The organism is Trinickia sp., from assembly GCF_035492435.1.
Lineage (GTDB): Bacteria > Pseudomonadota > Gammaproteobacteria > Burkholderiales > Burkholderiaceae > Trinickia.
In genome coordinates, this window is sequence record NZ_DATJJF010000014.1 from 16,989 (window position 1) to 29,450 (window position 12,462).

Consider the following 12,462-nt stretch of genomic DNA (forward strand, 5'->3'; position numbering starts at 1 on the left):
GAGCGCCAGCGCACCCGGCCCCCGAACCGGCCCCAATCGCCTGCGTCAGTTCGCAGCACTGACAACAGCACACAGCCCAAAAGACTAACGCCGCCTCGATCGATTCGAAGGCGGCGCGTGATTATCCGAGTCGCACTGCGTCCACGAACCACCTGCGGCCCGCTTGGCAGGAAAAGCGAGCCACTCGCGTTATTCGGTTACAGCCAATAGACGACGACATAAAGCCCGAGCCACACGACGTCGACAAAGTGCCAGTACCATGCGGCGCCTTCGAACGCGAAGTGATGATCGGCCGTGAAGTGGCCTCGAATCATGCGCGCGAGGACGACGGCCAGCATCGTGCCGCCCAGGAACACGTGAAATCCGTGGAACCCTGTCAGCAGGAAGAACGTCGAGCCGTAGATGCCGGATGCGAGCGTGAGGTTCAGCTCTTTGTACGCATGAATGTATTCGAACGCTTGCAGACAAAGAAAGCTGAACCCAAGCACGAGCGTCGCGGCGAGCCAGACCATGGCTCGTGTGCGATGGTTCTCGCGTAGCGCATGGTGAGAGACAGTCAGCGTCGCCCCCGAGCTCAAGAGCAGCGCGGTGTTGATCGTGGGTACAGGCCACGGCACCATCTGCTTGAAGTGCCCCGCTAACTCCGCCGGCCCCTCGTTCGGCCAGATGCCCGAAAAATTTGGCCAGATCAGCTTGTAGTCGAGGCTGCCGAGATCGTGCATCGCGATCTGACGCGCATAAAACAGCGCGCCGAAGAAGGCGCCAAAGAACATCACTTCGGAGAAGATGAACCAGCTCATGCTCCAGCGGTACGAGACGTCGACGCGCCTGCCGTACATCCCGCCCTCCGATTCGGAGATCGCATCGCCAAACCAATGCCAAAGCACGAACAGCAGCCAGAGCAAACCGACCAGCATCGTGTACGATGCCCACGGCGTCTCATTGAGCCACAGCCCGAGCGACCCGAGCATGATGAAGAGGCCGACGGCCAAAGTGACCGGATGCCGCGATGGGTGTGGCACGAAGTAGTACGGACTATCGTTTTGACCGCTCATCGTTGATTCTCCACTTCAGTCCAGTTTGTTCCGCAACGCGGGCAACGTTCGGTACCGCACCGCTTCGTTGTTCTGCTGCCGCACGGTGCGCTGCCTTTGTGCACCGCCAACGGGTCAACGCACTACCAGATGCACGATCACAATCAACACGCCGATAAACGCGGCCGCCGCGATCAGCGCCGCTGCAATGACGTGCAGCGGATTCAGCTGCGCGATGTCTGCTTCATGGTCGCGCCCCCTGCGCACGCCGAAGAACGACCACAACACTGCTTTCATGGTTTTGACGAAGCCACCCTTGCTACCGCTCACCGTCATGCCGCCTCCCACCCCATCAGCTTGCCTCAGGCAAGGCAGCCCCACTACCCGAAAATCGCCTCATTCCAGCACCGGCCGACAGCGAACGGATGTCTGCATCAAAGTGGCCATTCATCCTCGATCCATCCCATCGCCTGACAAGATCAAACGAACAACCACTGCTTCAGGACAGCAGCAAGAAAAAACAAGGCGACCACGCCAAGCAAAACGAGGCCGAGCCGCACATTGCTAGCGCGGATTTCGTTCGGCGTCCGTCTCTCATGACCGCTCATCGACCTAGTTCACAGTGAGCCAACGCGCTATCCGGCGCAAGCGTCTTGGTTCGAGCCTCTTGCGCACCGTTTGGCAGCGCCGCGCAAAGGCGCAACGCCGGGCTGCCATTACTCGACCGTCGGCGGGGTTTCGAACGTGTGGAATGGGGCCGGACTCGGCACGGTCCACTCGAGGCCCATCGCGCCATCCCACGGCTTGTCCCCGGCCGCCTGCTGCGCGCCGCCGCCGCGATAGGCCGGCAGCGCGACGGCAAACAGGAAGTACACCTGAGCGAGACCGAACCCGAACGCGCCGATCGTCGCCACTTGATTCCAATCCGTGAACTGGGCCGGATAGTCGGCGTAGCGGCGCGGCATGCCGGCCAGGCCCACGAAGTGCATCGGGAAGAACGTCACGTTGAAGAAGATCATGGACGCCCAGAAATGGATCTTCCCGCGCATCTCGTTGTACATCCAGCCAGTCCACTTCGGCGACCAGTAGTACCAGCCCGAAAACAATCCAAAGAGCGACCCGGCGACAAGCACATAATGGAAATGCGCGACGACGAAGTAAGTGCCGTGATATTGGATATCGAGCGGCGCCATCGCCAGCATGAGCCCGGTAAAGCCACCCATCGTAAAGACGAAGAGGAAGCCGATTGCAAAAAGCATCGGCGTTTCGAACGTCAGCGAGCCGCGCCACATCGTCGCGAGCCAGTTGAACACCTTCACGCCAGTCGGCACCGCAATCAGCATCGTCGCGTACATGAAGAACAACTGGCTGGTCACCGCCATGCCCGTCACGAACATATGGTGCGCCCAGACCATGAACGACAGAATCGCAATCGACGCCGTCGCGTAGACCATCGAGCTGTAACCGAATAACGGCTTGCGCGAGAACGCCGGGATCACCTGCGAAACGATGCCGAACGCCGGCAGAATCATGATGTAGACCTCGGGATGCCCGAAGAACCAGAAGATGTGCTGGTACATCACCGGATCGCCGCCGCCCGCCGCGTTGAAAAACGAGGTGCCGAAGTGGCGGTCGAACAGGACCATCGTAATGGCGCCCGCCAGCACTGGCATGACGGCGATGAGCAAGTAGGCCGTGATGAGCCAGGTCCACACGAACATCGGCATCTTCATGAGCGTCATGCCGGGCGCGCGCAGATTCAGGATCGTCACGATGATGTTGATGCTGCCCATGATCGAGGAGGCCCCCATGATGTGCAGCGCGAAGATCGCGAAGTCCATGCCGGGGCCCATCTGCGTGGAGAGCGGCGTGTAGAGCGTCCAGCCCGCGGCCGTCGCCCCGCCGGGCGCGAAGAAGGAGCCGACGAGCAACACCGCCGCTGCCGGCAGCATCCAGAAGCTCAGATTGTTCATCCGAGCAAAAGCCATATCGGCCGCGCCGATCTGCAACGGGATCATCCAGTTCGCGAAGCCGACGAAGGCCGGCATGATCGCGCCGAACACCATGGTCAGGCCATGCATCGTCGTTAGCTGATTGAAGAACTCCGGACGCATGATCTGCAAGCCAGGCTCGAACAGCTCCGCACGGATCAATAGCGCCTCAACGCCGCCGACAAGAAACATGGTGAACGCGAACACCAGGTACATCGTTCCGATGTCCTTGTGGTTCGTCGCAAAAAGCCACCGACGCCAGCCATGCGGAGTCGCATGTGCATGGTCCTCGGGGCCGTGGCCCGCGACTACATCGTGCCCAATGCTAGACATGAAGAATCTCCTAGAGCGAAGGATGCACACCGCCTCTGCTTAACACATCGAGCGAGCAGTCAAACCGCCGGTGCCGTACGAGAATCGCCCGCCTCTTGGGCGCGCGCGAATCCCTTGTCCGATTTCAGCGGGTTGTGAATGTTTGCGCCGGTCTGTGACTTCTCGGCCGGCGCAGCGACTGACGCCTGCGGGCCACCGGCTGTGGCTGCGCCGTTTGCACCGGGCAGTTGTGCTGCGGCCGATGTGCCCGCCAGATGATCGCCACCTTGAGGCAGCTTGCCATCGCGGGCATCCGCGACCTGACGCGGCTGCAGCGTATCGCCCGTGTGATTGCCCCACGAATTGCGTTGATACGTGATGACCGCCGCGATCTCGACGTCACTGAGCGTCTTGCCCCAGTTCGGCATCGCATTCTTGCCGTTCAGCACGATGCTCACGTGCTGTGTGATGGGGCCGTTCACGATCTTGCTGCCGTCGATCGCCGGGAACGCGCCTGCGCCCTTACCGTTCGGCTGATGACAGACCGCGCAGTTGGCGGAGTAAACCTGCTGCCCGCGTTGCATGAGCTCGGCCATCGTGTACGTCTTGCTCGGATCATCAAGGCCTGCGGCCTTACTCTTCTGCTGTTCGTCGACCCACTTTGCGTAGTCGTCCGCCGAGAGCACCTTGACGACGACGGGCATGTAAGCGTGCTCCTTGCCGCACAGCTCGGTGCAAAACCCGCGAAAGGTGCCGACTTTCTCCGCCTTGAACCATGTATCGCGCAAAAAGCCCGGAATCGCATCCTGTTTGACGCCGAAAGCGGGCACATACCACGAGTGCACGACATCGGCCGCGGTGGTGATGATTCGGACCTTCTTGTCGACGGGCACGACGAGCGGCTTGTCGACTTCCTGCAGGTAGGTATCGGTGATGGGAGCTTGCCCATTCACTTCACTGCGCGGCGTCGTCAAGGTCGAGAAGTATTGGATCCCTTCGCCCGGCCCCTTGACGTACTCGTAGCCCCATTTCCATTGATATCCGGTGACTTTGACCGTCAGATCGGCGTTGCTCGTATCCTTCATCGCGACGACAGTGCGCGTGGCGGGCAAAGCCATCAGCACGACGATAATGAAGGGAACAATCGTCCAGATGATCTCGACGGTGGTGCTTTCGTGGAAATTGGCCGCTTTGTGGCCTTTGGACTTCCGGTGCGCGAAGACCGAATAGAACATCACCCCGAACACGCCGATGAAAATCACCGTGCACAGAATCAGCATCATCGTGTGGAGGCGATAAAGTTCCTCGGCGATGGCGGTCACGGGCGGCTGCAAATTGATCTCGTTGACTGCCGGGCCACCTGGACTGTTGCCGACCGCCCAGGCGGCCGAGGCGCCGGCAAGCCCGCTCACCGCGAGTAGACCCGCAAGGGCTCGCTTGATTGTTTTCATAGCTTCCTTACCGAAGTTTTCCATCGAATCTCGCCCCCTGTGCCGTCTCCTTACCGTCTGATGGCGTACCCGCACTGAGCGGCTGCGCTCAATCGCAGCGCCGCAGTGCCGCGCGCAACTCCTTCGCGAACTGCGCGCGCCGATACCAGGCGAGATGCTGCCCGACTGCGACCGTTTGTCCGCGAAAGGCAAGCGTGATGGGATCGCGTGGCGAAACGCCAGGCTCGACCCGCACCCAGCGCGGGTTGAACTCGAGCTGGGTCAATCTTTCTGCGCTCACTTGCTCAATGACGAGCCGATTCGGATAAAGCCGAATGCGCTCGTAATCGACTGCATGACGTGCATGAATCACAAAAGCAATGCCGACCACCAGCAACTCGGCACCGGTGAACGGCGCAACCGGCCATGCGCCCCGCGTTACCAGCCACAGTGCGATTGCCGATGAGAACAACGCCAGCGAGAGATAGAAACCTACGAACTGCCGCGGCGACACAGAGCAGTTGCGCTTCATCAGCCAGTCCCCAAGTGCTGGCTGTGCATCTGTAAGCAGCGTTACCGCTTCCATCGCCACCTCCCGCGCATACCTTGCGTCCCTTGGCCGTCTGCGCCATCTGGGCCGTCGCCTTTCGGTCCGGATCGTCGAGTTTCCAGAAGCGACAAACTGACGCATTATAGGCGCCTTCAATGGCATCTACAAGCTAGGGCCAACCGGCCCGCAACCCAAGCCGGATAAGCGTTTGCGCCGTTCCTGCGTACTTTCCCGACGCTATTTGGGGGATCGGTGCGGCCGACCGCAGAGCTCCTGCATTCGTTATTGTCCGGCGCCCAATCCGCGCTCGTCCTGCCAAACCGAAAGCGCGATCCGGCCTTTGCCTTTGGCTTTGGCCTTTTGGGCAACGCACATCCCAGGACGCGCGCACCGTTTTTCCACTCAACCGGGGCGCCGTCGCCCAATGTCCTCCACGCGGACGATTCCGTGTCCTTCCGCGGTCGTGCGCGGCACCGCCTTCCAGGCATGACCGTAAACGATTTCAAACGTGAGCGGGATGGTGCCTTCGTCGCGTCTGCGCGATTCCAGCGCCTGAAGCAAGGCGGGATACAGCCTCCGTGACAGACGCCCCCCGAAACTGCCCCCCTGTACGCCCGCCCCGCCTTCACCGTGCAAGAACGGATAGGCGCCCCAGCGACGCACGTCGGCGATGAGCGATTGCGGCGATGGGTAGGTGACGGTCAACGTCTCCTGATCCATCACCGGGATTTCAAAGCCGCTCTCGACGAGCATATCGCCCAGATCGTGCATGTCCACGAAATCGATGACGTGCGCTCGAGTGCCGACGCCGTTTGCCGCTTCGACCTCGGCATAAGCGCCACGCAGCTCGCGCAGCGTATCGGGGCCAAACGTCGTGAACATCAGCAGGCCGCCTACCTTCAGCGCCCGCTGCCATTCGGAAAGGACGAGATCGGGACGGGGGTGCCAGTGCAGCGCGAGGTTCGACCAGACAAAATCGAAAGCGCCGGAAGCGAACGGCAAGGCGGAGAAATCCGATTGCGCGATGCGAGGACCATGCGCGCCGAGCGCCCGCTGCAGCGCAGCAGGCAAAAGGCGCCGCCAAGCCGAGTCGTCGACGGCCGACGGCCGCGCGCGATCGAGCATCCGGTAGGACACGTCCGCGCCAAACACCAGCGCCTCGGGAAACTGCGTGTGCAGCGCAGATAAGTCCTCACCCGTGCCGCATCCGGCATCGAGGACGCGCGTCGGATCGACTTTGATGTACTCAAGCCGCTCGCGCATGCGCTGCGAGATCTCGCGAGGCAGGAACGCCACCTCGTTGAAAGTCGCCGCGCGGCGATCGAAGATGCGTCGCACAAGCCGCGAATCATAGGCCGGACGGCCGAATTGGGCAGGAATTGGAGACATTGGCGGTCGTTCGGGCGCAGAGCCCGAAGTATACTCGCTCGCTCCCGTGCGCTCGCGGGGATTCTGCAGACCATTGCAGACTTATGCGGAATTTTGATCCAGCGGCGCAAGCGGTTCACGAGCGTCACCTGTCAGTACGGCGGCAATATCGTCGGCTGCTTGTTTTGCGTTTTGCATGAGCGGCCGGTTACAAATGGATTAATCGATGGTGGTTTCCAGGAAACGGGAAAATGTGGCCGATGGCGGCGCCGGCGCGACGCTATGTCTGCTCACCTTGAGCCGCTCGCTGTCTGGCGGGAACGAATGAGGCAGCCCCGCCCTCCGTTGGCAGCGATCCGACGAGCAAGGCGCCATGGTCTTGACGCGCATCAAGCACGAGCGTTTGGGCGGCGAGCGCTTGCGTGGCTAGGCCGCCTCGCGTTGCCCGAAATCTGCGTTCTTTGCGGCGCATCGTGCGTTGGCGCTGACGGGCATGACGGGCATATTCGCGACAGTGGACGGCCTCGACCGATTTGTCGCGGGTGCGATGCGGCTTATTGGAACGAGCCGCGACTGCGCTGCCTCGTCTGCGCTTTGCCGCTCTCATGGCGCGCGACTGGCGGGCGCGCAGAGAAGCGCTATGTGTGCGGCGATTGCCACCGCGTGCGGCCTCCGTTTGACAGGACGCTTGCGCTCGCCGACTATCGCGCACCACTGGAACGTCTCGCGCTCGGCTTGAAATTCCGCGCTCGGCTCGTCGTAGCGCGGGAATTTGCCGAGGGGCTTGCACGCGCGGCCGTCAACAGCCTTACGCCCGAAGAGTGGCCCGACATCGTCGCGCCAGTGCCGCTCGCACACACACGCCTGGTCGAGCGCGGCTTCAACCAGGCGTGGGAAATCGCAAAGCCGCTCGCGCGGATGATGGCGGTGCCCGCGGAGGCGACATTGCTCAGGCGCCTCGCAGATACAGCGCCGCAATCGCGCCTCGATCTCGATAGCCGGCGGCGCAACGTCGAAGCAGCGTTCGGTGTCACGCGGTGCGTGCACGGGGCACATGTCGCGCTCGTCGACGACGTGATGACGTCCGGCGCCACACTGGAGGCGGCCGCGAGAGCGCTGAAGACAGCCGGCGCGAGAGAGGTAACGAACTTCGTCGCGCTGCGTACCCCCAAAGACTGATTGGAACTTCTGGAAGCTATGTTCAACGTTGTTCTCGTCGAGCCGGAGATTCCGCCGAATACCGGCAACGTCATCCGGCTTTGCGCCAATACCGGCGCCCGGCTGCACTTGGTGGAGCCGCTCGGATTTCCGCTCGACGACGCCAAAATGCGCCGGGCCGGACTCGACTATCACGAGTACGCGCAAATGCGCGTGCATGCCAGCTGGGAGGCCTTGCTTGCAAGCGAAGCGCCCGATCCCGCACGAATGTTCGCGTTCACGACGCGCGGCTCGAGCCCCTTCCACGCCCACGCTTTTGCCCCCGGCGACTGGTTTGTCTTCGGCCCCGAGACGCGTGGTCTGCCCGAGGCACTGCTCGCGCAATTTTCGAACGATCGCCGCGTGCGCCTACCCATGCGCCCCGGCAATCGCAGCCTCAATCTGTCCAACACCGTCGCCATCGTCGTTTTCGAGGCTTGGCGTCAAGCCGGCTTCGAGGGCGGCGCCTGATCCGGCAGGCGGCGTCGAAACTCGGCTTCGTAGCGCTCATGCATGGGTTTGTCGAAGCAGGCAAAGACGACCCGCTCGAATCCAGACAACGACGAAAGGCTCTCGATGACCGTGCCCGTCGCGATGCGCACGGCCTCCTCGGCCGGAAAACGATAGATGCCGCAGCTGATTGCGGGAAAGGCGATGCTGGTGCAGCCGGCCTCGTGCGCAAGCTCGAGGGCACGGCGATAACACGACGCGAGGAGTTCGGGCTCGCCGTGCCCGCCACCGCGCCAGACGGGGCCGACTGCATGGATGACATACTTGGCCGGCAAAGAGTGGCCACCTGTCATCTTGGCGTCGCCCGTCGCGCACCCGTTGAGCTTCTCGCACTCGCGCAGCAACCCAGGCCCGGCCGCACGATGAATCGCGCCATCCACGCCCCCGCCGCCGAGCAGCGAGGTATTGGCGGCGTTGACGATGGCATCGAGCTCAAGCGTTGTGATGTCCGCCACGCGCGCTTCGAGCTCACATTGGCTTATGGTAAGCATGGTCTCACCCTCCATTGCCATGGCAGCGAGTACCCGCGCAATCCCCGTACCTCCCGCGCCCAGCGCGGCAGCCGCCGGCTGAGGGCGCAGAGATGGGATGACGTCAACCGATCGACGCCGATTCGGCTCTCGCGTCGCGACGCAGTAGCGCATTCACGGCATCGCGCGGCGCAACCCCATCGAACAGCACGGAGCAAACAGCCTGCGTGATCGGCATGTCGACGCCCTGCGCTCGCGCGATCGCAAGCACGGCGTGCGCACAGCGCACACCTTCGGCGACATGACCAAGTGCAGCGAGGATATCGTCGAGCGTGCGCCCTTGGGCCAGTTGAAGTCCGACGGTACGGTTGCGGGAGAGATCGCCCGTCGCAGTAAGAATGAGATCGCCCAGGCCGGTTAGCCCGGTGAACGTCTCGGGTTGCCCGCCGAGGGCGACACCCAAGCGCGACATTTCGGCGAGCCCACGCGTCACAAGGGCCGCGCGTGCATTGAGTCCGAGTGCCAAGCCGTCAGCAATACCCGTGGCGATGGCCAGTACGTTCTTGACCGCCCCGCCGACCTCGACGCCGACAACATCGTCGCCCGTATAGATACGCATCGCGCCGTGATGAAACGCAGCGAGCGTCAAGTCGCGGCACGCCGGCGACGCGCTGGCAACGGTCAAAGCGACGGGCAAGCCGAGCGCCACTTCCTTGGCAAAACTCGGCCCCGACAAGACGCCATTGCTCGCATGTCCAGCCAGCTCGGTCGCAACGACCTGATGCGGCAGCGTCTGGGTGTCGGCTTCAAAGCCTTTGCACACCCAAACGATATGCGCCGGAACCTGTCTTGCGTCGCGCATGGTACGGCAAAGCGCACGCAGGCCGGCGACGGGCGTCGCCAGAACGCAAAGCGCATCGTCAGCGGCACAATGGGCCAGCGCCAAAGCGAGGTCCGACTCGTACCGCAACGCGTCGGGCAACGCCGCGCCGGTGAGATAACGGGCATTCTCTTTGGTGGCGCGAAGCTCGTCCACGAGCACGTGATCGCGCGCCCACAGCAACGCGTCGTGGCGTTGAGCGAGATGCGCGGCGAGCGCGGTACCCCATGCGCCCGCGCCGAGAACGGCTACCTTCATGGCCGTCAACGCATGCGTGCGTTAGTGCTGCGTGCCGTTCGGCGCAGCGTCGTTTTGCGCGTTGATCTGCGCAAGACGCTGCTCATAGAGCGCCTGGAAGTTGATCTCGGCGAGATGAATCGGCGGGAAACCGGCGCGCGTAATGGCGTCGGCAATGTTCGAGCGCAGATACGGGAAGATGATCGTCGGGCAAGCAATGCCGACGAGCGGATCCACCTGTTCGGCCGGAATGTTGCGGATGTCGAAGATGCCAGCTTGCTTCGCTTCAATGAGGAAGGCTACTTTCTGCGCGACTTTTGCCGTCACCGTGCCCGTGACGAGCACTTCGAAAATGTTTTCCGCAAGACGCTCGGCCTTGACGTCGACCTCGACTTCAACCGTAGGCATTTCCTGCTCCAGGAAGATCCCCGGCGAGTTCGGCTGCTCGAGCGACAGGTCCTTCAGGTAGACACGCTGAATGTTGAAAAACGGCTGATTGTTCTGGTCCGACATAATGACTCCGATGGATGAGTTCGTGGTGGCCGGCCCAAATGCGTGCAAAGGCCCGCCTTCAATATGAGACGGGGCCGGGAGCACGGTGGCGCGCTCCACGGCCGACGCGCGCCGGCTTGGATACGGCGTGCGAAGAAGCGACTATGTGGTGACTGGCTTTACGCCGTCAGGTTGTAGCTTCCAAAAGGGGCATGAGACCGCCGGCCCGGTCGAGCGCGGACAGGTCATCGTAACCGCCGACGTGCGTCTCGCCGATGAAAACTTGCGGCACCGTACGGCGCCCGGTCAGTTTCATCATTTCCTCGCGGCGTGCGGGATCCTTGTCGATGAAAACCTTCTCGATATGCTCAACGCCCCGCGACTTCAACAGACGCTCAGCCATCTGGCAGTACGGACAAACCTGCGTGCTGTACATGACGACGGAATTCACGCTTACCACTCCTTTACTTGACGACCGGCATGCCGGCTTGTTGCCAGGCGTTCAGGCCGCCTTGCAAAACATGGACTTCGTTGTAACCCGCCTCGCGGATGATCCGCGAGGCTTTGTTCGACTGCAAACCGTTTTGGCAGACAAGGAGCACCGGATGGGCCTTGTTCTTCGCGACTTGACCGATCTTTGCCTGGAGCTCGGGATAATCGAGATGACGCGCCGCCGGCAAGTGGCCATTGGCGTACTCGGCCGCAGGGCGAAGATCGACGACGACGGCATTGCGCCGGTTGATGAGCTGCGTCGCTTCAGCGGCGGAGAGGCCGCCACGGCCGGTACCGCTCAGCTTCGGCCACAGTAGCAAGCCGCCCGAAACGACGAGCGCGATGAGGAGCACAAGGTTAGTGTATTCAGTAAAGAACGTCACGAATGATCCGCCAGGAAGGAAGAATTCCGAAAAGGACAATCCCGCCATTATAAAATATCCGCCTTCGACGCGAGTGGCGGCGTGTGCCGAGATTCCAGTTTGCCGCCCAGGCCGAGGCAAAGCAGCCCGCTTCGCGTCAGCCGCTTCCTTACTACCGACCGACACACTCATGTACAAACTCGTCCTTATCCGCCACGGCGAATCGACGTGGAACAAAGACAACCGATTCACTGGCTGGGTCGACGTCGACCTCACGGAGCAAGGCGTACGCGAAGCCGAGCTAGCCGGCCGCCTCCTGAAGGAAGCCGGCTATACCTTCGACATCGCCTATACGTCAGTGCTCCGGCGCTCCATCCGCACCCTTTGGCATGTACAGGACCAGATGGACCTCATGTACATCCCTACCGTTCACTCCTGGCGCCTCAACGAGCGCCATTACGGCGCGCTCGCCGGACTCAACAAGTCCGAGACGGCTGCCAAGTACGGCGAGGATCAGGTTTTCATCTGGCGCCGCAGCTACGACATCGCGCCGCCTGCGCTGTCGCCCGACGATGCACGCGCGCCCTATGGCGATCCACGGTATGTGAAGGTGCCGCGCGAGGCCTTGCCTCTCACCGAGTCGCTGAAGGACACGGTGACACGCGTGCTGCCCCTTTGGAACGAATCGATCCTGCCCGCCATCAAGTCGGGCAAGCAAGCGGTGATCACCGCGCATGGCAACTCATTGCGGGCACTCATCAAGCACATCGATCAAATTTCCGACGATGACATCGTCAATCTCAGCCTTCCTAACGCCGTACCGATCGTCTACGAACTGGACGAGAACGCGAAGCCGATCCGTCACTACTACCTGAGCGACCCGAAAACAGTCGCCAGCGCCCAGGCTGCCATGGCCAAGCAGGGGAAGGCGGGCTGAACGGCACAAATTGGCGGCCGCCCCGTGTGCTGCGGGCGGCCGCCGATTCTTGCAAGCCGTGCGAACCGCAGCCAGCTCCGGTTGTCGAACGTGCGCCACCCGGCAACCCGGCCGGTTATACCAGTTATACTTGACCGTCCTTCGCCATCGGCGATTTCGCTGTTTCCCGACCGCACTCTACTTTATGCGCACGAAACTCA

The 12,462-nt window shown here is 62.1% G+C and carries 15 protein-coding genes; 3 read left to right on the top strand and 12 right to left on the bottom strand.

Annotated features, from left to right (window positions below; translation table 11 throughout):
* Positions 1-197: 197 nt before the first annotated feature.
* From VL598_RS01265 to VL598_RS01295, 7 genes are all read right to left on the bottom strand, one after another.
* Complete coding sequence (locus VL598_RS01265; protein ID WP_325324886.1) at positions 198-1,055, bottom strand: cytochrome c oxidase subunit 3; 858 nt, start codon at positions 1,053-1,055, stop codon at positions 198-200.
* A gap of 114 nt (positions 1,056-1,169) precedes the next feature.
* Entirely contained in the window at positions 1,170-1,370 is a 201-nt protein-coding gene (locus VL598_RS01270; protein ID WP_325324887.1) for a DUF2970 domain-containing protein, read from the bottom strand.
* Positions 1,371-1,513: 143 nt separating this feature from the next.
* Positions 1,514-1,642, bottom strand: a complete 129-nt coding sequence (locus tag VL598_RS01275) for a cytochrome oxidase small assembly protein (protein ID WP_325324888.1) — start codon at positions 1,640-1,642, stop codon at positions 1,514-1,516.
* 108 nt (positions 1,643-1,750) lie between these two features.
* Positions 1,751-3,358 carry a cytochrome c oxidase subunit I gene (ctaD, locus tag VL598_RS01280; RefSeq protein WP_325324889.1) on the bottom strand — a complete coding sequence of 536 codons (1,608 nt, stop codon included), beginning with the start codon at positions 3,356-3,358 and terminating at the stop codon, positions 1,751-1,753.
* Between the two features lie 59 nt (positions 3,359-3,417).
* Complete coding sequence (gene coxB / locus VL598_RS01285) at positions 3,418-4,812, bottom strand: cytochrome c oxidase subunit II (RefSeq protein WP_325324890.1); 1,395 nt, start codon at positions 4,810-4,812, stop codon at positions 3,418-3,420.
* 64 nt (positions 4,813-4,876) lie between these two features.
* On the bottom strand, positions 4,877-5,353 hold the full coding sequence (locus VL598_RS01290) for a DUF2244 domain-containing protein (protein ID WP_325324891.1): 477 nt from the start codon (positions 5,351-5,353) through the stop codon (positions 4,877-4,879).
* A gap of 366 nt (positions 5,354-5,719) precedes the next feature.
* Positions 5,720-6,706 carry a methyltransferase domain-containing protein gene (locus tag VL598_RS01295; protein WP_325324892.1) on the bottom strand — a complete coding sequence of 329 codons (987 nt, stop codon included), beginning with the start codon at positions 6,704-6,706 and terminating at the stop codon, positions 5,720-5,722.
* Between the two features lie 303 nt (positions 6,707-7,009).
* Between VL598_RS01295 and VL598_RS01300 the strand changes: the two genes are divergently transcribed.
* Both VL598_RS01300 and trmL read left to right on the top strand, forming a co-directional pair.
* Positions 7,010-7,864, top strand: coding sequence for a ComF family protein (locus VL598_RS01300; protein ID WP_325324893.1), 855 nt, complete (start codon positions 7,010-7,012; stop codon positions 7,862-7,864).
* 18 nt (positions 7,865-7,882) lie between these two features.
* The gene (gene trmL / locus VL598_RS01305; protein WP_325324894.1) at positions 7,883-8,353 is read left to right on the top strand and encodes a tRNA (uridine(34)/cytosine(34)/5-carboxymethylaminomethyluridine(34)-2'-O)-methyltransferase TrmL; all 471 of its coding nucleotides are present in this window, start codon (positions 7,883-7,885) and stop codon (positions 8,351-8,353) included.
* Here the strand turns inward: trmL and VL598_RS01310 are convergent.
* The 5 genes from VL598_RS01310 to VL598_RS01330 form a co-directional block, all read right to left on the bottom strand.
* Entirely contained in the window at positions 8,326-8,883 is a 558-nt protein-coding gene (locus tag VL598_RS01310; RefSeq protein ID WP_325324895.1) for an O-acetyl-ADP-ribose deacetylase, read from the bottom strand. The genes trmL and VL598_RS01310 overlap by 28 nt on opposite strands.
* A gap of 103 nt (positions 8,884-8,986) precedes the next feature.
* Positions 8,987-10,000: an NAD(P)H-dependent glycerol-3-phosphate dehydrogenase gene (locus tag VL598_RS01315; RefSeq protein WP_325324896.1), complete on the bottom strand. Its 1,014-nt coding sequence runs from the start codon at positions 9,998-10,000 to the stop codon at positions 8,987-8,989.
* Positions 10,001-10,021: 21 nt separating this feature from the next.
* A complete protein-coding gene (secB, locus tag VL598_RS01320) occupies positions 10,022-10,492 on the bottom strand; it encodes a protein-export chaperone SecB (protein WP_325324897.1) in 471 nt (156 codons plus the stop codon).
* A 166-nt stretch (positions 10,493-10,658) separates the two neighbouring features.
* Positions 10,659-10,922, bottom strand: coding sequence for a glutaredoxin 3 (grxC, locus tag VL598_RS01325; RefSeq protein WP_325324898.1), 264 nt, complete (start codon positions 10,920-10,922; stop codon positions 10,659-10,661).
* Between the two features lie 13 nt (positions 10,923-10,935).
* A complete protein-coding gene (locus VL598_RS01330; protein ID WP_325324899.1) occupies positions 10,936-11,346 on the bottom strand; it encodes a rhodanese-like domain-containing protein in 411 nt (136 codons plus the stop codon).
* A 169-nt stretch (positions 11,347-11,515) separates the two neighbouring features.
* Between VL598_RS01330 and gpmA the strand changes: the two genes are divergently transcribed.
* Positions 11,516-12,262 carry a 2,3-diphosphoglycerate-dependent phosphoglycerate mutase gene (gene gpmA / locus VL598_RS01335; protein WP_325324900.1) on the top strand — a complete coding sequence of 249 codons (747 nt, stop codon included), beginning with the start codon at positions 11,516-11,518 and terminating at the stop codon, positions 12,260-12,262.
* Positions 12,263-12,462 lie beyond the last annotated feature (200 nt).

What these genes read in the sequence shown, in the direction of transcription:
- VL598_RS01265 (WP_325324886.1), bottom strand. Translation starts at nt 1,055, where the DNA reads ATGAGCGGTCAAAACGATAGTCCGTACTACTTCGTGCCACACCCATCG.
- VL598_RS01270 (WP_325324887.1), bottom strand. Translation starts at nt 1,370, where the DNA reads ATGACGGTGAGCGGTAGCAAGGGTGGCTTCGTCAAAACCATGAAAGCA.
- VL598_RS01275 (WP_325324888.1), bottom strand. Translation starts at nt 1,642, where the DNA reads ATGAGCGGTCATGAGAGACGGACGCCGAACGAAATCCGCGCTAGCAAT.
- ctaD (WP_325324889.1), bottom strand. Translation starts at nt 3,358, where the DNA reads ATGTCTAGCATTGGGCACGATGTAGTCGCGGGCCACGGCCCCGAGGAC.
- coxB (WP_325324890.1), bottom strand. Translation starts at nt 4,812, where the DNA reads ATGGAAAACTTCGGTAAGGAAGCTATGAAAACAATCAAGCGAGCCCTT.
- VL598_RS01290 (WP_325324891.1), bottom strand. Translation starts at nt 5,353, where the DNA reads ATGGAAGCGGTAACGCTGCTTACAGATGCACAGCCAGCACTTGGGGAC.
- VL598_RS01295 (WP_325324892.1), bottom strand. Translation starts at nt 6,706, where the DNA reads ATGTCTCCAATTCCTGCCCAATTCGGCCGTCCGGCCTATGATTCGCGG.
- VL598_RS01300 (WP_325324893.1), top strand. Translation starts at nt 7,010, where the DNA reads ATGAGGCAGCCCCGCCCTCCGTTGGCAGCGATCCGACGAGCAAGGCGC.
- trmL (WP_325324894.1), top strand. Translation starts at nt 7,883, where the DNA reads ATGTTCAACGTTGTTCTCGTCGAGCCGGAGATTCCGCCGAATACCGGC.
- VL598_RS01310 (WP_325324895.1), bottom strand. Translation starts at nt 8,883, where the DNA reads ATGCTTACCATAAGCCAATGTGAGCTCGAAGCGCGCGTGGCGGACATC.
- VL598_RS01315 (WP_325324896.1), bottom strand. Translation starts at nt 10,000, where the DNA reads ATGAAGGTAGCCGTTCTCGGCGCGGGCGCATGGGGTACCGCGCTCGCC.
- secB (WP_325324897.1), bottom strand. Translation starts at nt 10,492, where the DNA reads ATGTCGGACCAGAACAATCAGCCGTTTTTCAACATTCAGCGTGTCTAC.
- gpmA (WP_325324900.1), top strand. Translation starts at nt 11,516, where the DNA reads ATGTACAAACTCGTCCTTATCCGCCACGGCGAATCGACGTGGAACAAA.